Genomic DNA, 20,726 nt, shown 5'->3' with positions numbered 1-20,726 from the left:
TGCCAAGCGGCGCAGGGCTGACGCAGGCATTCCGCCAACCTCCCGCCAAGACCACCCAACCGACCCGGATCAGGCCAGGAAGGAACGAAGGGAGCCCGCGAGCGCGTCGACGAAGGCGTCCTGGACGGGGGCCGGGAGGAGGTCGAGGGACAGATAGGGATTGAGATCCTCCAGCTCGACGAGGAGCAGCTCACCGGAGGGCGCCCGGCAGGCGTCCACCCGCTGAATGCCGTGACTGAGGCCGTTCCACTCGACGAACGCCCGCGCGAAGGCCAGATCCGCGTCGGTCGGGGAGTAGGGCCGCAGCTCCCAGCGCCGTTCGGGGTCCGGGGCGTAGAGCGCGTATTGGAAGGCGTGGTCGACGAAGTAGAAGGACACCTCGTACGCGAAGTCGATGCGCGGCTGGATGAGGACCTCCCCGGCCGTGCCGGTCGGCTCCGCGGTGAAGGCGAGCCCGATGGAGTCGGCGCCCTGCATGGGCTTGACCACGTACTCGGGCACCTGCGGCAGCTCGGCCAGGCGGGCCGGGTCGTCGACGGTCGGTATGACCGGGTACCCGGCGGCGGTCAGATCGAGGAGGTACTGCTTGCCGGCCATGTCCCCGCGCCCGGTGAGCGGGTTGTACACCCGCACCCCGGCGGCGAGGGCGGCCGCCCGGAAGGAGTCGTAGGCCTCCTGGTAGTGCAGCACGGGCCCACTGTTGCGCACGACGACGGCATCGAAGCCGCCCATCAGCGCTTCGGCGTCGGCGGGATGACACAGCGCGAGGGCAAAGTGCTCCCGCAGCCGGGAGGTGAGGAATATGTCCTCGTCGCAGTACCGACGCCCGCGCGCCGGGTACGCCAGATCGGTCACGTAGAGCAGAGCCATGGCCAGAACCTATCCCGGGCCGGCTCCCCTGCCGCTGGAGCGCGAGGGCCGGACAGCCGGGGCCGGGGGGGGTCCCGGGTCAGCGTGGGGCCTTCCGCTCCCGCCCATCGAGGGCGGCGAGCGCCTGCCGTACGACGGCGCGCAGCTCCGCGTCCGTCACGTCGTCGCTCTCCCGCAGGTCGGGATCGATCGGGTAGTCGTCCAGCGCGTAGAAGACCTGGTCGAGCTCGTGTGACAGGGCCGGACTGATCCGTTCCCCCACCCGCAGCGCTTCCCTCCGCGCACCCAGCCACAAGGTGGCGAACCCCTCGGGCGGGACCCTTCCCGACGACAGATCCCGCATCAGCGCCAGCTGCCGGCCCGTCGCAGAGTCGGCCGGTACCGCTTGTGCGGTCCTCCAGTACCTGTGCGCCGTGGGTGCGGGAGCGGCGTAGCAGTGGACCGGGACCGTTTGGGTCGGGCTCCATTGCTGGTTGACCGTGGCCAGGTGGGTCCAGCCCAGGCGGTCGTAGAGGGCTGTTGCCGTCTTGTCGGAGGCGGCGACGTCCAGGACGGGGTGCAGGGACAGGGCGTGGGCGGCGCGTGCGGCGTGGGTCAGCAGCCGGGCGCCGATGCCGTGTCCGCGGGCCGTCGGGGAGACGAAGAGGCGGCTGATCACGGCGGTGGTCTCGGCGGGTACTCCCGTGTGACGGCTCCACACGGCCGGCGCCGCGTCGGACGTTCCGTTGCAGGACAGGCCGATGTGGCCGGCCACCCGGCCGGCCCGTTCCGCCACCCAGGCCGTGAGGAGGCCGGGCGGACTCAGCCACTCGGTGGGGCGGTCGGGCCAGTTCAGCGGGTAGCCGTCGGCCGCGTGGACCTCGGCGAGTACCCCGGCGCAGGCTTCGAGGTCGGTGTGCTTGCGGCGCCGGATGCGGTGGGAGGTCGCGCGGGTGGTCATCGGGTCGGGGGGCGCAGGCCCAGGGCTCGGTCCTTGAGGGCCGGGAACTGGGTGCGGGTTTCCGGGACCTTCGTCGGGTCGAGGTCGACCGTCAGGACGGTTTCGCCGGGGCCGGCTTCTGCCAGGACTTCGCCCCACGGGTCCACCACCAGGCTGTGGCCCGCCTGCTCGACGCCCGCGTGGGTGCCGGCCAGCCCGCAGGCGAGGACGTACGACTGGTCCTCGACGGCGCGTGCCCGGCTGAGGAGGGTCCAGTGGGAGCGGCGGCGGGCGGGCCAGCCGGCCGCGACGACCATCGTCGTGGCGCCGGCGTCGACCAGGCCGCGGAACAGTTCGGGGAAGCGCAGGTCGTAGCAGGTGGCGATGCCGAGGGTCTGCTCCGGCAGCTCCACCGTGGTCAGGGAATCGCCCGCGGACATGAGCACGGCCTCGCCCTGGTCGAAGCCGAAGCGGTGGATCTTGCGGTAGGTGGCGGCCAGCTCGCCCGCCGGGGAGAGGACGAGGGCGGTGTTGTAGAGCGAGCCGTCACCCGCGCGCTCCACGATCGAGCCGGCGTGCAACCAGACGCCGGCGTCGCGCGCGGCCTCGGACATGGCCCGGAAGGTCGGGCCGTCCAGCGGTTCGGCCTCCGTCTCGAACTGTTCGTAGGCGAAGGCGCCGACCGTCCACAGTTCGGGCAGGACGACGAGCTCGGAGCCGCCCTGGTCCCGTACGAGATCGGCTGCCCGGGCACGCCGGGAAGACACCGACTCGCCCTCGTTCACTGCGATTTGGATCAGCGAGGCGCGCACACTACCACCGTCCTGGCGTTCAAGCCGTCAACTCGGGCCTACGATCGTCACACGAAAGCACTGCCGGGGTGCTCACCGGCAGCGTAGTTTTGGAATCCGAGTCTCCGATGTCCAGAGCTTCCAGAACGCGCCACTGAACAGCACGCGAGGGGTCCCGTTGACCGTCCATCCCAGCCTCCAGCCCTATGCCGACGCGTGGACCCATTCCATCGAGGCGATATCCGAGCTGGTCCTCCCGTTGCCGGAGGGCGAGTGGAACCGGGCGACGCCGTGCCCCGGATGGTCCGTCCGTGACGTCGTGTCACACATCATCGGTATCGAGTGCGAGCAGCTCGGCGATCCGCGGCCGATCCACACCGTGGCGCGGGACCTGCGGCACGTGGTGGACGAGTTCAGCCGCTACATGGAGGTGCAGGTCGACGTACGGCGCCACCACACGGCGCCGGAGATGACGGCGGAGCTGGAGTACACCGTCATCCGGCGCGCGCGGCAGCTGCGCAACGAGAAGCGGGATCCGGGCACGCTGGTGCGCGGGCCGCTGGGCGACCAGGTGACGCTGGAGCACGCGCTGCGGCTGCGGGCGTTCGACGTGTGGATCCACGAGCAGGACCTGCGGGCGGCGCTGCGGGCGCCGGGGAACTGGGACTCGCCGGGGGCGTACGTGGCGCGGGACGTCCTGCTGGCCGGACTGCCGAAGGTGGTCGCGAAGCGGGCCGGGGCGCCGGCGAACTCGGCGGTGGTGATCGACGTGCACGGTCCGCTGGAGTTCATGCGGACGGTACGGGTGGACGCCGAGGGCAAGGGGACGCTGGACTCGTCGCCGTCGCTGGGGCCTGCGGTGCAGTTGACGCTGGACTGGGAGACGTACGTGCGGTTGGCCGCCGGGCGGGTGCGGGCCGGCGCCGTCGCCGACCGGGTGAAGGTGGAGGGGGACGGGGAGTTGGCGGACGCGATCCTCGCCCACTTCGCCGTTACGCCGTAGGCGGGCGCGGGCGGCTCGGGGCCGGGCCGAGGAGCCCGGCTCCGCGTTACTGCGTAGGCCGGGCCGAGGAGCCCGGCTCCGCCGGGACCTGGGGCTCCGCCCCAGACCCCGCGCCTCAAACGCCGGCGGGGCTGGATGTGCCCCCGCCGCCTGCCCCGTGCGGTGCGTGAGGGGCCGCCGCCCCCGTTGGCTGCGCCGGGAGCGTGACGCCGGTGCGCGTCGCCTCGCGGGTCAGTGCCCGGCCCCGCAGCCGCAGGATCCGGGCGGTGCCGAGCGCCTCCAGGACGAACACCGTCGAGAAGGCGATGCGGTAGTTGTCGCCGGTGGCGTCCAGCAGGATGCCCACGGCCAGCAGCGTGGTCATCGAGGCGAGGAAGCCGCCCATGTTCGTGATCCCGGAGGCGGTGCCCTGCCGTTCGGGGGGGTTGGCCGGGCGGGCGAAGTCGAAGCCGATCATCGACGCCGGACCGCAGCCGCCCAGGACCAGGCACAGGGTGACCAGCAGCCACATCGGCGCCCGGTCGCCCGGGTAGGCGAGGACGGAGCCCCAGAGCAGTGCCGTCAGGCCCACGGTGCCCAGGGCGAGCGGGATGCGCGAGGACTGGCGGCGGCCGACGATCTGGCCGTAGACGAGCCCGAGGGCCATGTTCGAGGCGACCACCAGGGTCAGCAGGCCTCCCGCGGTGGTCCGGGACAGCCCCTGCGCCTCCACGAGGAACGGCATCCCCCACAGCAGCAGGAACACCATCGCCGGGAACTGCGTGGTGAAGTGCACCCACAGACCGAGCCGGGTGCCCGGTTCGGCCCAGGACTCCCGGATCTGGCGGCGGACGAAGCCCCCGCCGCCGCCCCCGCGCACCACGGGCGCCGGCTCGTGCCCCTCCGGGTGGTCCCGCAGGAACAGCACCAGCGGGACCAGCACCACCAGCCCGGCCGCCGCACTGCCCGCGAAGGCCGGCACCCAGCCGACCCCGTGCAGGACGGGCGCCAGCACCAGCGTGGAGACCAGGTTGCCCGCCATGCCGACCAGCCCGGCCAGCTGCGCCATCAGCGGCCCGCGCCGGGCCGGGAACCAGCGGGTGCCCAGCCGCAGCACCGAGATGAAGGTCATGGCGTCGCCGCAGCCCAGCAGGGCGCGGGCCGCGAGCGCCATCCCGTACGAGGGCGAGAGCGCGAAGCCGAGCTGCCCGACGGTGAAGAGGACGGCGCCGAGCGTCAGCACCCGCTTCGTGCCGAGCCGGTCGACCATCAGGCCGACGGGGACCTGCATGCCGGCGTAGACGAGCAGCTGGAGCAGCGAGAAGGTGGCCAGCGCCGAGGAGTTGACGTGGAAGCGGTCGGCGGCGTCGAGTCCGGCCACACCGAGACTGGTACGGAAGATCACCGCGACGAAGTACACGGCGACGCCGATGCACCAGACGGCGACGGCCCGCCGCCCGCCCGGCGGATCGCGGTGGAGGGAGGCGCTCACCGGCCCGTCCCCCGCACGAGCGCCTCGACCCGGCCGATGTGCCCGCGCACGGCGGCGGCCGCCGACTCCGCGTCCCCGGCCCGCAGCGCGTCCAGGATCTCGGCGTGCTCGGCCATGCTCCGCTCGACGCGGTCCGGGTGGGCGTGCAGCAGGGCTACGCCCATCCGCAGCTGGCGGTCGCGGAGCTGGTCGTAGAGGCGGCACAGGATCTGGTTGCCGGCGCTGCGCACGATCTCGGCGTGGAAGGCGCGGTCCGCGGCCATCATCGCGGCGAGGTCGCCCGCGGCGGCGTGCCCGCGCTGCTCCTCGACCAGTGCGGCCAGCCGGTCCAGCAGGCCCGGTGGCGCGGGGACGGCCCTGCGGACCGTGAACTCCTCGACGAGAAGCCGGGTTTGGAGGACATCGGTGATCTCCTGGGCGGAGACCGGCTGCACCAGCGCGCCCTTCTTCGGGTAGAGCTTCAGCAGCCCCTCCGTCTCCAGGCGCAGCAGTGCCTCGCGGACCGGCGTGCGGGAGACCCCGACGGCCTCGGCCAGTTCGCCCTCGGTGAGGAGGGTGCCGCCTTCGTAGCGGCGGTCGAGCACCCCCTGCTTGACGTGCAGGTAGACGCGTTCTGCGGCGGTGACGGTGCTGGCGGCGGGCGGCATGCGCACAGCTTAGATACAACAGGGGTGCACGCCGGTTCCCGTCCAGGATGCGGACAGCGCGGGCGGCCACTGCATCGAAGGATGTACCGCGCCTTCGTCCGCCCGCACGACGTACGGGGTCCCGCGCGCCGGGAGCCTGGAGTCATGGCCGACACCCTCTCCACCACGGGCGCCCGTTCGAGCGCCGCCGGCGCCGCCCGGCTCCCGCTCCTCGACGTCCTGCGCGGCGCCGCGATCCTCGGCACGCTCATGACCAACGTCTGGATCTTCGCCTCGCCCGGTTCCGAGTGGAGCGTGCTCCGCGGCGGGCTCACCGCACCGGACCCGCTCACCGACCCGTCGGCCGCGACCGTCGCCGAGGGCGTCTTCCGCTTCCTCGCGGACGGCAAGTTCCTGGCCCTGCTGACCGTCCTCTTCGGCGTGGGCCTGGCCATCCAGTACGACTCCGCCGCGCGCCGCGGCGAGCCCTGGCCGGGCCGCTACCCGCGGCGCGCCGCCTTCCTCTTCGCCGAGGGCACCGTCCACTTCGTCCTCGTCTTCGCCTGGGACGTGCTGATGGGGTACGCCGTCACCGCCCTGCTCGTCGCGCGGCTGCTGGCCCGCTCCGAGAAGGTCCGCCGGTGGGCCATGGGGACGGCCGCCGGGATCCACCTGGCCCTGCTCGCGCTGGTCACGCTGGACGCCCTGTCCCGGCCCGACTCCGCGCCGCGCTCCCCGGACCCGGCCGCCGTCGAGCTGTACGCCCGCGACGGCTTCGGCGGCTACGCCGCCCAGGTCGCCTTCCGGCTGGAGAACGTCGCCGCGCTGCGCATCGAGCCCGTCTTCTCCTTCGGGCTGCTCGTGTTCCTCTTCCTCCTCGGTGTCCGGCTGCACCGGGCCGGCGCCTTCGCGGACACGGCCGCCGGCCGCCGGATCCGCGTCCGGATGGCCGGGTGGGGCCTGGGCCTCGGGCTGCCGCTGAACGCCGCGACCACGCTCGGCGGCGGCGACTTCTTCGCCCTGGGCCGCTACGGCGTCGCGCCACTGGTCGCCATCGGCTACATCGGCCTGATCGGGACCGCCCTCGACCGGCGGTGGCTGCCGAGGCCCGCCGCCACCGCCCTCGGCTCCGTCGGCCGTACCGCCCTGACCTGCTACGTCGCGCAGAACCTGCTGTGCGTGCTGCTCTGCTACGGCATCGGGCTGGGCCTGGCCGAGCGGCTCGCGGGCAGCGGGCCCTGGTGGGTAATGGCCCTGTGGGCGGGCGTGGGTCTGGTCCTGGTCGCCGGGTCGCGGCTCTGGCTGCGCCGCTTCGACCGCGGCCCGCTGGAAGCCGTACAGCACGCGGCGCTCAGGTCACGGTGACGTCGAGGACGAACTCGTCGTACGGGGCCTCCTGCGGGTAGGGCGGCCGGATCTGCGCCCAGCGGATCCGGGCCCGGCCTCCCGGCGGGCGGCCCCGGATCAGGTAGGCCCGCTCCACCGGCGCCCCCGGCAGGGTCTGCGCCGCCGGGGACGGCTCCTCGGAGACCGCCACCGTGTCCGTGTCGCCCGTGACCTGCCAGGTCCACACGTACCCCCGCGCGCCCCGCCCGGTCAGCCGCAGCTCGTACGTGTCACCGGCGGCCAGCGCGATCCGTCGTACCTCCACCGGCGGCTCCTCTCAGGCGGGGCCGATCACCGCACCCTCGTGCCAGCCCGCGCCGTCCCGCCAGTAGTGCTGGAGCAGGCGGTCCGTGCGCAGGACGACGACTTCCAGGTTGAACCCGAAGCTGCCCTGGAGCATCCCGGTGACGGCCAGGACGTCGTGCCCGAAGACCGCGCTGCGGCTCCAGGCCGCGCCGGCCGCGTTGCCGCGCCACCAGTGCTCGACGCGCCCGCCGGCGACGGCCACGCACAGCTCGTAGTTCCCTGCGGTGTCCTCGTCCACGGCCCCGTACTGCCCCTCGATCAGGCAGGGCGCGGAAACGGCCCCCGTACCGCTGCCGAAGACCTCCCCGGGGCGCCAGGCGAAGCCGTTCGCGTCGTCGCGCCACCACAGCTGCATCCGGCCGTCGCCGCGGGCGGCGACCAGGTCGAGCCGGCGGCCGCGGGTCTGGACGAGGGCGGGGCCGTAGTGGGCGATGCCGGAGGCGAAGCGGCCGCCGTCGTTCCAGGTCCAGGGGGCGCCGTTGATCCGCCACCAGTGGTTCAGGCGGCCGTCGGCGGTCCGGACCACCACCTCGAAGTTGCCCGGCTTGCCGTAGTCGCTCTGGATGAACGCGGGGGTCGAGCCGACGGCCGCGTCACCCGGGCCGAAGGCGCCGCCGTCGCGCCAGACCCCGGCGGACTGCTCGTAGTACCAGTGGCGCAGCCGGCCTCCCGTGGTCACGTGCAGGGACTCCATGTTCCGGTTGTAGGTGGTGCCGGTGAAGGCGGGCTGGCCGGAGGCGTCGTGGGCGAAGGTGCCCGCGCGGGCCCAGGCGAAGGGGGCGTCGCCCTCGCGCCACCAGTGCTGGAGGCGGCCGGCGCCGGCGGTCGCGAGCAGCTCGAAGTTGCGGTGGGCGCGGCCGTTGCCGCTCTCGTAGACGGCGCCGGTGTGCAGGCGGCGCTTGCTCCACGGGTCGATGTTGGTGCCGCGCAGACCGCACTTGGCCCAGTAGTCGATGTTGACCTCGCCGTAGGCGATCCGGCCGTAGCCGCCGGCGTGGTAGCCGGTACCCCAGGAGTTCTTGAACAGCCAGCAGCCGGCCGCGTCGTCGTATCCGACGATCAGCACGCAGTGCCCGCCGGCGAGGTGGTCGCTGGTGCGGTGGTAGACCCCCGAGCCCAGGCCGAAGAAGTCGTCGTAGACGTCGAAGCAGGCGGTGAGCGGGCCGACCGTGTCCAGCCAGACCTTCTGCTGCTCCACGTCGCCGAGCCGGACGTAGTCGGTGATCCGGACGGTCCGGCCCGAGCGGTCCCAGCTGGGCGTGTACTCGGCGCGCCAGGCGTCGCGGCGGGCGGCGGGCAGACCGGCGGGCGGGGTGCTGTACGGCCAGCAGTCCGGGTCGGCGAGGCCGCCGTTGTCCTTGATCCAGTCGAGCGCGGTCTCCGGGTTCGAGCCCTGCCCGCAGCTGAAGCGGAGCCCGTCGTGGACGTCCCCCTCTGACCTTTTCGCCCACACACCGTGCTCTATGCGGGCCATGGACTCCACCAGCCCGGCCGCGCCGAAGGCCCAGCAGGAACCGCACGGATTCTGGTCCTTGACCTTGGTGATCCAGGGCCGGCCCCAGCGGCTGCGCCAGTCGACGGAGGCGGGGCGGGGGGCGCGGGTGGCCTGCGACCCCGGCAGCAGGCCGTGCGCGGCCCTGCGCCGGGTCAGGTGCGGATTGGCGCTCTCCCGCCCGATGAGCGCCCGCAGGTCCACGTCCCGCACCGCCTCGGCGGGCGTCAGGTTCGCCCCGGGCTCCAGGCCCAGCGAGGGCCGCGGCACGGGCTCCTCGTCGGCCAGGTGCTCGATGACCGACCACCGCGCCCCCCGCGCCACGAGCTGCGCCCGTAGCTCCCCCGCCGTCTGGACAGACTCCTCCGGCATGCCGGCCCCCCAGCTGCATCCGTTCGGCTCCGAACCCCGGGAGCGTCCCCCCGCCGCCGGTGGCCGTCAAGGGGCGCCGCGCGGTCGCGCGGGCGCACGGGGGGCTCGTACGGTACGGGGATGGACCAGGCGCGCACGGCACGGCAGTTGGCGGCGATCGGGGAGGTGCTCGGCCTGGGGGTGGAGGTCTGGCTGCGGGGCGGCTGGGCCATGGACTTCTGGCTCGGCGGCGCGCCGACGCGGGACCACGAGGACGTGGACTGGTTCGCGTGGTCCCGGGACGCGGAGCGACTCGCGGAGCTCTTGGCGGCACGCGGCTACGAGGTCCAGCGGGCGGACGACCAGCAGCTGGACCTCGTACGCGACGGCGAGGAGCTGAGCTTCGCGCTGGTCTCCCGCGATCCGGCGGGCCGGGTCGTGGTGGCGGGCGGCCCGTGGGCGGGGACTCCGTGGCCCGACGGAATGCTGGAGCCGGTCGTTCTCGGCCGCCTGGGCGCGCTGGAGTGCCCGGTGGTCTCCCCGGCGGCGCAGATCGAGATCAAGCGGATGATGCCGGTGTGGGTACCGGACCGCCCCCGCCGCCCGAAGGACGCCGAGGACGTGGCCCTCCTGGAGGCGGCGCTCAGGGAACGGGCGGGGCCGGCGGGCCGTGCCTGACGGCCTCGGTCAGCGGGCCGCCGCGAAGGCCGCCCAGGCGGTGTCGGTGACCCTGATGACCGGCCCGTCCGCCCGCTTGCTGCCCCGCAACCTCCTCGGGCGCTGCCTGCACTTCGACGAGGAGGAGTTCGGCGAGTGGTACGACTCCTCGCTCCGCCAGGGCGGACAGCCGGGAGCCCTGGCCCCGCGGTACGTCCGCGGGGCCGGGGCTCCGGTGTGTGGTGCCGCCGGTGCGGCTAACGCGGGGCGAAGTAGCCGAGCAGGTCGGTGACCACGTGGTTGCTGCCGCCGTAGCTGTTGGTGATGTTGATGCGGCCGCCGAAGGCGGGGGTGGTGACGTGGTTGGGGACATTGGCGCCGGGGCGGGTGTTGAGGCTGCTGGCCCCGGGGAGGGTGCCGCCGTAGCCGTAGACGGTGAGGAAGCCGGGGGCGGTGGTCTCGGTGGCGGTGACGTTGACGACGGCGCCGAGGGCGGCCGCGGGGACGCCGGCGACGGTGGTGGTGGCGCCGGGGCCGAGCTTGCCGGTGCTGCGGGTGTCGGCCAGGCGGGTGGGGACGACCGGCGTGAAGAGGGCCTTGCCGTCCTTGGCGTAGTAGCCGACCGCGTCCAGAACCAGATCGGTCGAGCCGCCGTTGTTGTAGAGGGTGATGGTGCCGTTCGGACCGACCGGGACGATCGCCTGGTTGGACTTGTCCTGACCGGGCTCCGGGTTGAGGTTCGAGGTCGCGGGGCGCTCGTCCGGGTCCGGGTAGGCGATCACGTGCGTGGGCGTCGTGGTGTTGGTGCTGGTCAGGTTCAACGCGACGGCGGAGGCGTCGGCGGGGACACCGTTCACGCCGGCCACCTTGACGGTACGGGTCTGACCGGCACCCAGCGCGCCGCCCGCACGGCGGGTGTCGGTGAGGCGGGTCGGGGCGACCGGGGTGAAGCCCTGCCCGGTGTTGGGCTGGTAGTAGCCGACGAAGTCGACGATGAGGGAGGCCTTGCCGGCGTTGAGCTGGGCCAGCACCGTGCTGCGCGCCCCGACCGGGACGGTCACCGTGTTGGAGGCGGTGCCGCCCGCGTGGACGTTGACGTTCGAGGTCGCCGGCCGCGCCTGGCCGGCGGGCCAGACGCTGAGGTGCGTGTCCTGGCTCGCGTCGGTGACGGTGACGTTGAGGACGGCCACGGCCATGCTGCCCGAGAGGACGTGGCCCGGCACGGTGAGGCCGGCCGGCAGGGGTACTTCGACGGGGGAGCCGCCCCAGACAGGAACGTTCCGCGAGCGGGTGTCCAGCACGCGGAACGGAGTGCCGGGCACGTAGCCGGAGGGGGCGTAGTCGACCCGCACACTGTGGGCGGCCGTGGACGTGGCGCCCGTGGAGTCCTGGAGGGTGACCGTCACGGTGTACGTACCGGGCACGCTGTAGGCGTGGCTTGGGTTGCTGCGGCTGTCGCCGTGCTCCTGTTGGCCGTCACCGAAGTCCACGTCCATGCGCTGCACCGGCCACGGTGTCGCCGAGGCCTCCGTGTCGACGAGGACGCTCAGCGGGAGGACGTGGCTGAGCGGGTCGGTCGAGGTCGGCAGGAGCGGCGTCGCGGTGAAGGCCGCGGTCAGGGGGACGGCCGGGGTCACGTTCACCCCGTTCGTGGCTGTCCGCTCCACCCCGTCGCTGGCGACCGCCGTCACCTTGACCTGGCACCACGTGCACGGCGAGCCGTAGGCGTGCTCGGCGCTGAACTCCTTGGTGACCACCGGGGGCGTACCGTCACCGAAGTCGTAGTGGAAGGTGAGCCCGCCGGGCCACCGGTTGTCCGCGACGGCCGTCGCCTTCACCTTGGTGCCGACCGGCGCCCAGGACGGCTCGACCTTCAGCTCGACGCCCTTGAGGAGGTCCTGGGTCTCACGGGCACCGCGGTCGATGTACGCGCCGTCCTTGCCGGTGTTGGGCACGCGCGGGTCGTCGGCGGTCGGCTTCCCGTAGTAGTCGGTGGGCAGCACACCCGGAGCCGTGGCGTCGCCGGAGTCGATGGTCGGGGACGTGTCCCACGAGTCGACGTCCGTGCCCGCCGGGGTCAGGATGTCGTGCGCGCCCTGGCCGGTCGCGGTCCGGAAGGCCTCCGTGGTCGAGTACGAGGTGCCCGCCCACCGGTAGGCCGGGACCTTGCCCGTGTGGTCGTGGGTGGTCAGGTTGTAGTCGGCGCGGGTGCCCGGCGCCGAGGTCTGCGACACCGCGAGGGATTCCATCTGCCCCGCCGGGCAAGGGCCGGTGGAGTAGGAGTGGAGCACGTTGTTGAAGAGCGCCGAGCCGGGGACGGCGCCGCGGACCCAGATGCGCGGGGCGCAGCCGCCATACAGTGTGTTGTTGGTGACGACGGTGCCGGGAGCGTCCGACACCTTGAGGGCTGCCTCGTCCCCGGTGCCGTGGATCTCGTTGCGGCCGAGCAGGGTGCCCTGCGAGCCGCCCTCGATCCGCGCGATGTCGATCGTGCTGCGGGTGACGCGTACGCCCTTGCTGCCGTCGCCGACCGCGAGACCCGTGGAGCCGTCCGGCTGGAGGTGGGACCGGTCCACCTCGACCTCGGAGGAGCGGGTGATCTGCAGACCGTTTCGGAGCTGGAGACCGCGGAGCACCACGTGGGAGGCGCCGCTCACTGTCAGACGGGCACCCAACACACCGAGACCCGACGGGGTCCCCGTGAACGTGATCGGCTTGCCGGGCTCGCCTGAGCGGTCGATGGTGACGGCCTCGTTGAAAGTGCCCAGCGGGTCGATCCGTACGGTCTGGCCCGGCCGCACGACCTTCACCGCGGCCGAGATCGTGCAGAACGGAACGGCCTGCGTACCGGATCCGGTGTCGGAACAATGGGAGCCGTCGCCGTTGCCGACGTACAGCAAGGCCGGGGTCTCGGCAGCCGCGGCGCCGGCCGGAAGGCCGAGAAGGGTGACGAGACCTGCGGTCAGCAGGACCGTCGCGCGAATGGAACGCACCGGAAGGGTTTCCTTCGTGAAGAGAGACGTGGAGTCACGAAGGACGGCGCGGCGCCGCACGACTGGTGGACGTCCTGTCGGCAGGCGTCCTGTTCCCCAGCAACGATCGGCGCACGCGACCCCCCGCGCACGGCCGTCATCATCGCTTGTCCGCAAGGCGGATGTCACCCCCCCATGGGGCGACCGGGCTTACGGCAGCCGCGGTCGCACCGCCGACCAGGCATCGACCTCCCGCGCCAGGGGGTCGGTGTCGCGGAGGAGCAGGACGAGGCGGATCTCCGTCACCTCGTAGATCAGGCCGTCGGCCGGGCCGGGTGCCGTCACCCACCGGTCCGGTCACACGGGACCGTCCTCGAAGTGGTGCACGACGATCCAGTAGTCGTCGTCCTCCTCGGTCAGCGCGCACAGCCGCCGGCCGTCCGGCGACATCGCGATGACCATGGAGCCGGCACCGGGCACGAGGGCGGCGGAGAGCGCGGTGTGCGCCGTGCCGCGCACACGGACCCAGTCCCGATCGGCTCCCCGGACCAGGAAGCAGCCCTCGCCGTCGATGACACCGGCGGCCCGGGCGTGCTCGCGCCACAGCCGGTCGGCTTCCTGCAACGCTCCCGGAGCGGTGCGCGGCACCGTGGCCACCGGCTTCACCTCGACGTTGACGACGGCCTTGAAGGCCCGCGCGTACGAGGGCACCTCCTCGCCGGCATGCCCGGCCACCGCCTCCAGCCCGGCCTTCGCAAGCTGCGGCGCCGGCGCGCCCGCACTCTGTTCCCCGGTCATGCTCAGCCACCATTCTCGTAGAACAGGTGATGGTCGCCGCCCTCTTTGTTGATCTTGGCGTAGCGTTCCATCTCTTTGTAATTGCTGTTGTCCCAGCCGAAGTTGACGAACTGGCCGCCGTCGGGCCGCTCACCCATCGCCTTGGGCATGCCCGCGTGGAAGTGCGGGCCCGCCGGGTCGTGGGTGTGCTCCACCACCACGCGGGAGCCCCCGCCGTCCTTCAGCTCGTACTGCCAGAAGGTACCCAGGTGAGAGGGGTTGTCGGAGTAGGTGTAGCCCTCGACGTGCTTGAGGCTGATGTCATCGGTGACCTTCCAGGTGGCCCACAGGTCGTCCACGTCGGGGTCCACCCCGGCCAGCTTGTGCGCGGCGTCACGGGCTTCCTCCCGGGTCTTGAAGGGGTTGCTCTTCTCGCCCTTGGGCGGGCAGCCGTCCGGGGCCAGGCCCAGCGGGTCGGCCCAGGTGTGCGGGTTGACGACGTACGTCGACGGGTTCGGCGCGGGGGCCAAGCCCAGCGGGTCGGGGCTCAGGTAGCGCGCCGTCAGCGGGTCGTAGTGGCGGAAGACGTTGTAGTGCAGGCCCGATTCCGGATCGAAGTACTGGCCCGGGAACCGCAGGGGCGTGTAGGCCGTCGCGTCCCGGTTCCAGGTGGTGCTGCCCCAGAGGGTCGACCGGGTGCGCCAGGCCACGGTGCCCCGCTCGTCGACCAGCTCCGTCGGGGTGCCGATCAGGTCCGTGACGATCGCGAAGAACCGCTGGTCCACCTCGCCCTGTGCGGCGGTGCGGATGCGCTCGGTCTGCGCCAGCGGGTGCAGACCCCGGTGGTCCCACGTGAGGGTCACTTCCCGGTCCGAGCCGGCCGTGCGCGTGGTCTGCTCGCACAGGGTCGAGCCGTCCCAGGTGAACAGCACCTCCTCGGCCACCTCGCCGGCTGCCGTGAGCCGCTGCTTGGCGGTGCGCCGGCCCACTTCGTCGTACCGGTAGCGCCAGTGGGTGCCGTCCGGCGTCCGAACGGCGACCAGCCGGTCCCGGGCGTCCCACTCGTAGCGCCAGGTGTCGGGCTTGCGCGAGATCCGGGCCTGCTGTCGCAGTACCACGCGTCCCAGTGCGTCGTACTCGTAGCGGACCCGGCCCGCCCGGGTCAGCCGCGTTCCCTCGTAGGCGCGCGGCCCGGTGGCCGACTCTCCGCCCGGGTGCACCTGCGGCCACGAGGCCGAACTCTGGTTGCCCGCCTCGTCGTACGCGTAGACCTCGGTCCACTCCTCGGCCCGTACGGCGGTCACGCGTCCGGCCGGGTCCAGCTCGAACCGCCGCAGGCCGGCGTGCAGGTCGTCGATCTCCACGAGGGCGCCGTCCGGGCGGTAGGCGTAGCCGCGGCGCTGGATCACCCGCCCGTCGTGGCCGGTGACGGCTCGGCCCGCCAGCCGGCCCCGCTCGTCCCAGGTGCTGGAGAGGCTGAGGTGGTCGCCGATCCGCCGGACCAGCTCGCGGCCGGCCGAGTCGTACTCGAACGTGATCGTGCGGCCGGCGGTGGTCATCTCGCGGCAGTGGCCGGCTTCGTCGAAGGTCCAGCCGCTCACCGCTCCCGCCGGTGTCCTGCGCCCGGTGCGGCGGCCCAGCTCGTCATACGTGTACGTGAGCGTGCGCCCGTCCACCGTCTCCGAGCGCAGGCGGCCGGCACTGTCGCGCAAGCGGGTCAGCGTGCCGTGCGGCCCCGCCGCGTGGGCGAGCTTCCCGAAGAGGTCGTACTCCAGGGTCGTGATCTCCCCTTCGCACTCCCTGCGGACCGCCTGCCCGAGTTCGTTGCGGTGGTAGAGCGTCTGGCCGAGGGCGTTCTTCCGGCTCAGCAGCCCGCCCGCAGCGTCGTAGGCGTATTCCACGGTCCGGCCGTCGAAGTCGGTCTCGGCGATCAACCGGCCCGCCGGGTCGTAGGTGTACGACCACTGCATGCCCTGCGGATTGGTGACCCGCGTGAGCTGGAGGTCGGCGTCGTGCTCGAAGGTGTGGCGCACGCCGTCAGGGCCGGTGCGTGCCACGAGGAGGTCGAAGTCGCCGTATTCGTAGGACGTGACCCCGCCGCAGGCGTCGGTGTGGCGGACGCAGTTGCCCTCGCCGTCGTACTCCCAGGACTGTTCGGTGCCGTCCGGTTCGGTCCGGTGCAGCAGGCGGCCTTCGGTGCTCCAGGCCAGGCGGGCGGTGTTGCCGAGCGGGTCCGTGACCGCGACCGGGCGGCCGAAGGCGTCGCGCTGGTAGCGGGTCACGGCACCCATCGGGTCGGTGATCTCCAGCGGCAGGCCGGCGCGGTCGCAGCGGATGGCGGTGGTGCGCCCCAGCGCGTCGGTCAGCGATGCCAGGTTGCCGCGCTCGTCGTAGGTGAAGGTGGTGGTGCTGCGGGCGATGTCCGTGGCGGAGGTGATGTTGCCGCGTTCGTCGTAGGTCCGGTGAACCGTGGTGCCGTCGTGGCGGGTGAGGCGGATCGGGCCGCCGGGACCGTCATAGCGGGCGGTGGCCTCACGGCCGTCCGGCCGGATCAGGGAGACCAGTCGGCCGTCCTCGTCATAGGCCATGCGGCTGGTACGGCCGAGCGGATCCGTACGCGAAGTGATCCGGTTGAACCGGTCGTAGGTGAAGCGGGTCGCCGATCCCGTGGCGTCGATCTCGGCGACGATCTGGGCCCGGTCGTTGACCTGGTACTGGCGTCGGTGTCCGAGGGCGTTGACCACGGTGGTGACCGTGTCGGTGTACTCGAACCGGGCGTTGAGGTGGCCGTTGGTGCCGGACTGGGCGATGCAGCGGTGCCGGTCGTCGTAGGTGTAGTCGAAGTGGCGGCCGTTGGTGTCGGTCCAGGAGATGATCCGGCCGAGGTCGTCGTATCCGAACCGGAAGGGGCGGCCGGAGGAGTTGGTGATCTCGGACAGGTGGCCGTCGGTGTAACCGTAGTGGAGGATTCCGGTCCCGTCTGCCAGGGCGAGGCCGGTCACCCTCCCCTCGGAAACGGTCAGCTTCAGGTGGTAGCCCCCGCTGTGGAGCACCTCGCGGGGGGTGCCCTCAGCGTCGTGGACGAAGGCGACGTGGTTGCCGTTGCGGTCGTCGATCTGCACCAGAAGCGCCAGCTCATCGCTGTGGGCGGCGAAGTGCCAGACACGGCCGCTGTGCGGATCGGTGATCCGGTAGCCGCGGCCGTCGGCGTCGCGGGACAGCGGCCAGCGGTGTCCGTGCGACGGGTGGACGGGAACGCCGGGCGCCGGGTGCGGGTAGGAGAGGACGCTGGTGTCCTCCCGCACGAAGACGATGCCCTCCGCGTCGATCTCCAGCCGCTGGTCGATGGTGCTGGCCCAGGCCGGCCCGAACCAACGGCCCGCACGGTACGAAGACTCGAAGGTGCGCTCGAAGAGCAGCGGGAGGCTGCCGGGCAGGGCGAGGTCGGTCTGGGTGAGGATCATGCGGCCCGTCGCGACGTCCACCGGGTCTTCCGCGCACACCTTGTCCTTCGACGAGTCGCGGGAGGAGGTCTCCGGGCCGTCCTTGTCCACGTGGGTGCGGCCGGGGCCCTTGAGGTCGTCGGCGTGCTTCGCGATCGTGGCGCCCTTCTTCAGGGCGCCGAGACCCTTGCTGCCGACCAGCTCGGGAAGCATCTTGCCGATGCCCTCGGAGGGGTCCTTCATGAACTCGTCGAGCATCTGCTTGCCCGCGCCCATGGGGTCGTTGGCCGCCACCGCCAGGCCCGCGACCGTGGAGTTCAGGCTCGTCAGGTACTCGGCGGGGTGGGTCAGGTTGTAGGGGTCCATCGGGTTGACCGAGCGGACGAAGTTGACCAGACCCGCCGTGCCCTTGACGACGCCGCCCGCGAGATGTGTCTTCGCGATCTCCAGGTAGTCCAGGCCGTCCTTGAGCTGCTCGGCGTACGAGGGCTTCGGCGGGGCCGCGTCGCGGGCGGCGCGGACCGCCGTGGCGGCGCTCTCCGCGACCTCGTTGCGCTGCTTGCGGGCCGTGTCGAGCTTGTCCTGGGCGGCCTTGGCCAGCGGGACGCCCGGGTCGGTGAAGTGCTCGGACGGACGGGGCGGCAGCGTGTCCTTCTTCGCCTCGACCGCGTCCTTGTAGGCGTCGATCGACTTGTTGTAGGCGTCGCGCGCGTCCTGAGAGGCCTTCTTGGCCTTGTTGTACTCCTCCAGGGCCTCCTTGGCCTGGCCCTGCGCCCACTCCACGGTCTCCGCGAAACGGCCCATCGCGTCGGCGGCCTTGCCGAAGGCCTCCGCCGCCTTGAACCAGCGCGGCGGCTCCTTCGCTATGGCGTCCCGGTAGGCGTCCGCCGACTTGCCCTTCAGGCCGTCGCCCTCCAGGCCCTTGAGGCCGTTGCCCACCTGCTCGAAGGACGACTTGAAGTCGTTCAGGTGCGAGACCTGCGCGCGGATCTTGGAAACGCTTCCGTAGACGAGCTTCTTCGGGTCCTCGGTCTGGCCCAGCTCCAGTTCCGCAACGTCCGCGCCCAGTTGATTGGCGGCCGAGCGGCTCTTGTCCCGGATCCAGTCGCCCGCCTCGTCGAGGCCGACGTCCTCCGCGACATCGGCGACCTTGTCACCGGTCCACTCGATCGCATCGCCCAGCTTCTCGGCACCGTCCTCGACGACGTCCTCGACGACATCCGGAACGAAATCCCGCCAGCCCATCAGTTACCGTCCCCCTTCGCCTGGTCCAGCAGGTCCTTCAGCGAGCCGATCTTCCCCGTGGAGGTCAGCTTGTCGCCCGTGTCCGACCAGGTCTGCTTGATGTCCTGCCGGCTCTTCTCGAACGACTCCGCGCTGTAGTCCGGCTTGTAGACGTCCGCCCGCCAGATGTCGTCCCAGCTCTTCTTCTCGATGTCGTCCTCGCTCGCGTGCGGATTGCCGTACGCGGCGTTCGCGGCGACCTTGAAGGCGCCCTCGATGTACTGGTCCTCCTCCCACACCGTGCCGGCCGCGATGCCCAGGTTCCCGGCCAGGGCACTGGCGTTCTGGATGAGGCTGCGCACGCCCCACTCCCAGCGCTCGCAGAAGTCCTCGAAGTCCTTGGCCAGGCCCATGTGCCCGGCCTCCATCCCGGTCATGGACAGGTCCTCGAAACCCGACCCCATCGATGCGCCGCCCGCGTCCCCGGTCTCGCGGAGCTCGGCGATGGCCTTGCGCAGGCCGTCCTGGATGTTCTTGACCGCTGTCGGCGAAACCTCGAGGTCCCCGTTGCCCGCCATCAGGCAGCGTCCCCGGTGTCGACGGCGACCGCGTCCGGGACGATGCCCACGACCGGCGGGAACAGCATCGAGCCGTCCTCGTCCGCCACGTCCACGGCGACGCCGGTCGGGCCGTCGATCGTGGGAATCACCTCGTCGACGAGGCGGGCCCCGAGGATCGCGAGGTACTCCCACTCGCGGTGGGCGGCGCCGCGCTGCTGCGCGAAACGCGCCAGGGCCGCCTCGTCGGTGAAGGCGTAGATCCAGCGGACTCCGCCCTGCCACCCCGACATCAGCCCGCTGCCCTCGCCCTCGGACAGCGGTACGAGCAGTGCCGTGCGGCGGAATTCACCAAGCAAACGACCCGAATGCCCGGAACCGCCGCGCATGGCAACGATTTCCTCGATCAGTCCCATGTGCTGTGCCCCCGTTTCCCGGGAGCCATCGGCCGCCCCCGATTCGCATACGTTACTAAGGCAAGCGACAGCCTGGTACCCGAGGCCTCCGCCGGATCCCGCAGCGCCCCGGCGCCCGCACCCTCGGCCCCCGCACGGGGAGCCGGCCCGTACAGCGGCCGGAGCGGCCCCGTTAGGCTGCTCGGCATGCATGGCTGGACTGCGCCGAGCGCCATCGAGCGGGAGTTGTACGAGACCAAGGCACGCGGCGACTGGGCCGGGTTCCTCGACGCCCTCGCGCGCGCCGAGCTGTTCATGCCCCAGCCGCGCGCCCAGGTCGACGCCGAGCCGCAGCACGCGCGGTTCCACCCGGCCCCGGACGGCAGGAGCCTCGCCGTCTACACCCGCGGGATGCTTCCGGCGCCCACCCCCGAGACCGTCTTCCACCGCCAGAGCCTCGCCTGGTTCGCGAACGCCTGGGACCACCGGGACCCCGCCTTCCTCGCCGTGAACCCGGGCAGCCCCGCCGAGGCCTACCTGACCACCACCCCCGCCGACCGGGCCCGCTGGCGCGCGCACTGGGACAGGGCCGCCACCTGGGGCCTGGCCCCCGGCGCCGTACACGCCCTGCACACCGGCGGACCGCTGCACGGCCCGGTGGCCCACGGGCTCGCCGTCGGGGCGCACCTCGCCGTCAGCAACGGCGAGTTCTGGAACGCCCTCGCCTACCACGGCAGCGGCTACACCCGCGAACGCGACCGCATCCGCGCGTCCTGGGGCATCACGGACACCGCCGGCTGGCTCGACGTCCTCCAGAGCATGCTGAACGCCGAGATCGTCAGTCCCGTCTGGGAGTTCGCCCTGCGCGTGCGCCGGGTCCTCGCCTCCGACTTCGCCGGTCCGGTGGACGTGGAGCACTGGCGGCACGCCGCCGAGACCACCCTGCGCCGCAGCGCCGAGCGGTCCGCCGAGCCGCAGCTCACCCCCGACGGGGTCACGCTGGCGCAGCCGCGCCCCACCGCCGAGGTCGAGGGGGAGATCGCCGGCGTGCAGCGGCTCATCGGCCGGATCGCCCGCTACGAGCAACGCTTCCGGGCCGACGGGCTGCTCGCGGCGGAGGGCTGGGTCCGCTCGGTCGAGGCCTGGGACATCGGGCGGGCCTCCCAGATGGCCCGGTGGGGGGTCGGCACCCGGTACGGGACCCTGGAGGACGCCGAGCGCGCCGTCCTGCGCGCGAGCGAGGCCGCGCGCCGTACGTACCGTTCGTGGGAGGACTTCTCCGCCGGGTACCTGCTCGGGCGCTGCCTGCACTTCGACGAGGAGGAGTTCGCCGAGTGGTACGACACCTCGCTCGCCACCCACCTCACGCTGACGACCGACCCGGCCAGCCCGTGGCGGAACATCCCGTGGGCGACGACGTGACGAAGAAGGTGCGGGCCGCGCACATTCCGGACGGCTTCCCCGTGCGCCAACTAGCCTGCGCAAC

18 protein-coding genes are annotated in these 20,726 nt (G+C 72.5%); 5 read left to right on the top strand and 13 right to left on the bottom strand.

What is annotated here, in order from left to right; all coding sequences use genetic code 11:
• Positions 1 to 69 precede the first annotated feature (69 nt).
• The 3 genes from ACIP5M_RS03300 to ACIP5M_RS03290 form a co-directional block, all read right to left on the bottom strand.
• Positions 70 to 870 carry a hypothetical protein gene (locus ACIP5M_RS03300; protein ID WP_401191252.1) on the bottom strand — a complete coding sequence of 267 codons (801 nt, stop codon included), beginning with the start codon at positions 868 to 870 and terminating at the stop codon, positions 70 to 72.
• 79 nt (positions 871 to 949) lie between these two features.
• The gene (locus ACIP5M_RS03295) at positions 950 to 1,810 is read right to left on the bottom strand and encodes a GNAT family N-acetyltransferase (RefSeq protein WP_401191250.1); all 861 of its coding nucleotides are present in this window, start codon (positions 1,808 to 1,810) and stop codon (positions 950 to 952) included.
• Positions 1,807 to 2,601, bottom strand: a complete 795-nt coding sequence (locus ACIP5M_RS03290) for a carbon-nitrogen family hydrolase (RefSeq protein WP_401191248.1) — start codon at positions 2,599 to 2,601, stop codon at positions 1,807 to 1,809. Before ACIP5M_RS03290 ends, ACIP5M_RS03295 begins: the two co-directional genes overlap by 4 nt.
• Positions 2,602 to 2,758: 157 nt before the next feature.
• Here ACIP5M_RS03290 and ACIP5M_RS03285 point away from each other — a divergent pair, with 157 nt between their 5' ends.
• Positions 2,759 to 3,583: a maleylpyruvate isomerase family mycothiol-dependent enzyme gene (locus ACIP5M_RS03285; protein WP_401191246.1), complete on the top strand. Its 825-nt coding sequence runs from the start codon at positions 2,759 to 2,761 to the stop codon at positions 3,581 to 3,583.
• 115 nt (positions 3,584 to 3,698) lie between these two features.
• Here ACIP5M_RS03285 and ACIP5M_RS03280 read toward each other — a convergent pair whose 3' ends face one another.
• Entirely contained in the window at positions 3,699 to 5,054 is a 1,356-nt protein-coding gene (locus tag ACIP5M_RS03280; RefSeq protein ID WP_401191244.1) for a nitrate/nitrite transporter, read from the bottom strand.
• Positions 5,051 to 5,701: a GntR family transcriptional regulator gene (locus ACIP5M_RS03275; protein ID WP_401191242.1), complete on the bottom strand. Its 651-nt coding sequence runs from the start codon at positions 5,699 to 5,701 to the stop codon at positions 5,051 to 5,053. The genes ACIP5M_RS03280 and ACIP5M_RS03275 overlap by 4 nt, the downstream gene beginning before the upstream one ends.
• 144 nt (positions 5,702 to 5,845) lie before the next feature.
• On the opposite strand from ACIP5M_RS03275, the gene ACIP5M_RS03270 reads away from it, so the two are divergent.
• Complete coding sequence (locus ACIP5M_RS03270; protein WP_401191240.1) at positions 5,846 to 7,045, top strand: DUF418 domain-containing protein; 1,200 nt, start codon at positions 5,846 to 5,848, stop codon at positions 7,043 to 7,045.
• Here the strand turns inward: ACIP5M_RS03270 and ACIP5M_RS03265 are convergent.
• Together ACIP5M_RS03265 and ACIP5M_RS03260 are read right to left on the bottom strand one after the other, a co-directional pair.
• Positions 7,032 to 7,331: a protease inhibitor I42 family protein gene (locus tag ACIP5M_RS03265; protein WP_401191238.1), complete on the bottom strand. Its 300-nt coding sequence runs from the start codon at positions 7,329 to 7,331 to the stop codon at positions 7,032 to 7,034. The two genes, ACIP5M_RS03270 and ACIP5M_RS03265, sit on opposite strands and share 14 nt — an antisense overlap.
• Before the next feature lie 12 nt (positions 7,332 to 7,343).
• A complete protein-coding gene (locus tag ACIP5M_RS03260; RefSeq protein WP_401191236.1) occupies positions 7,344 to 9,236 on the bottom strand; it encodes a C1 family peptidase in 1,893 nt (630 codons plus the stop codon).
• Between the two features lie 120 nt (positions 9,237 to 9,356).
• Here ACIP5M_RS03260 and ACIP5M_RS03255 point away from each other — a divergent pair, with 120 nt between their 5' ends.
• Both ACIP5M_RS03255 and ACIP5M_RS03250 read left to right on the top strand, forming a co-directional pair.
• Positions 9,357 to 9,893 (top strand): nucleotidyltransferase domain-containing protein, encoded by a 537-nt coding sequence (locus ACIP5M_RS03255; protein ID WP_401191234.1) that lies wholly within the window; start codon positions 9,357 to 9,359, stop codon positions 9,891 to 9,893.
• Positions 9,886 to 10,164 (top strand): hypothetical protein, encoded by a 279-nt coding sequence (locus ACIP5M_RS03250; RefSeq protein WP_401191232.1) that lies wholly within the window; start codon positions 9,886 to 9,888, stop codon positions 10,162 to 10,164. Before ACIP5M_RS03255 ends, ACIP5M_RS03250 begins: the two co-directional genes overlap by 8 nt.
• Here the strand turns inward: ACIP5M_RS03250 and ACIP5M_RS03245 are convergent.
• The 6 genes from ACIP5M_RS03245 to ACIP5M_RS03220 form a co-directional block, all read right to left on the bottom strand.
• On the bottom strand, positions 10,130 to 12,865 hold the full coding sequence (locus ACIP5M_RS03245; protein WP_401191230.1) for a PKD domain-containing protein: 2,736 nt from the start codon (positions 12,863 to 12,865) through the stop codon (positions 10,130 to 10,132). The genes ACIP5M_RS03250 and ACIP5M_RS03245 overlap by 35 nt on opposite strands.
• A gap of 189 nt (positions 12,866 to 13,054) precedes the next feature.
• Positions 13,055 to 13,189: a hypothetical protein gene (locus tag ACIP5M_RS03240; RefSeq protein WP_401191229.1), complete on the bottom strand. Its 135-nt coding sequence runs from the start codon at positions 13,187 to 13,189 to the stop codon at positions 13,055 to 13,057.
• A gap of 12 nt (positions 13,190 to 13,201) precedes the next feature.
• The gene (locus ACIP5M_RS03235; protein WP_401191227.1) at positions 13,202 to 13,642 is read right to left on the bottom strand and encodes a hypothetical protein; all 441 of its coding nucleotides are present in this window, start codon (positions 13,640 to 13,642) and stop codon (positions 13,202 to 13,204) included.
• A gap of 2 nt (positions 13,643 to 13,644) precedes the next feature.
• Positions 13,645 to 18,309 carry a putative T7SS-secreted protein gene (locus ACIP5M_RS03230; RefSeq protein WP_401191225.1) on the bottom strand — a complete coding sequence of 1,555 codons (4,665 nt, stop codon included), beginning with the start codon at positions 18,307 to 18,309 and terminating at the stop codon, positions 13,645 to 13,647.
• Positions 18,309 to 18,866 (bottom strand): hypothetical protein, encoded by a 558-nt coding sequence (locus ACIP5M_RS03225; protein ID WP_401191223.1) that lies wholly within the window; start codon positions 18,864 to 18,866, stop codon positions 18,309 to 18,311. Before ACIP5M_RS03225 ends, ACIP5M_RS03230 begins: the two co-directional genes overlap by 1 nt.
• Positions 18,866 to 19,261: a hypothetical protein gene (locus tag ACIP5M_RS03220; RefSeq protein WP_401191221.1), complete on the bottom strand. Its 396-nt coding sequence runs from the start codon at positions 19,259 to 19,261 to the stop codon at positions 18,866 to 18,868. The genes ACIP5M_RS03225 and ACIP5M_RS03220 overlap by 1 nt, the downstream gene beginning before the upstream one ends.
• A gap of 186 nt (positions 19,262 to 19,447) precedes the next feature.
• On the opposite strand from ACIP5M_RS03220, the gene ACIP5M_RS03215 reads away from it, so the two are divergent.
• A complete protein-coding gene (locus ACIP5M_RS03215; RefSeq protein ID WP_401191219.1) occupies positions 19,448 to 20,662 on the top strand; it encodes a DUF1266 domain-containing protein in 1,215 nt (404 codons plus the stop codon).
• The last annotated feature ends 64 nt before the right edge of the window (positions 20,663 to 20,726 follow it).

This window comes from Streptomyces sp. NPDC088762 (genome assembly GCF_044750905.1).
GTDB lineage: Bacteria > Actinomycetota > Actinomycetes > Streptomycetales > Streptomycetaceae > Streptomyces.
The sequence above is the reverse complement of the archived record's forward strand: the minus strand, read 5'-3'. Positions and strand labels throughout refer to the sequence as shown.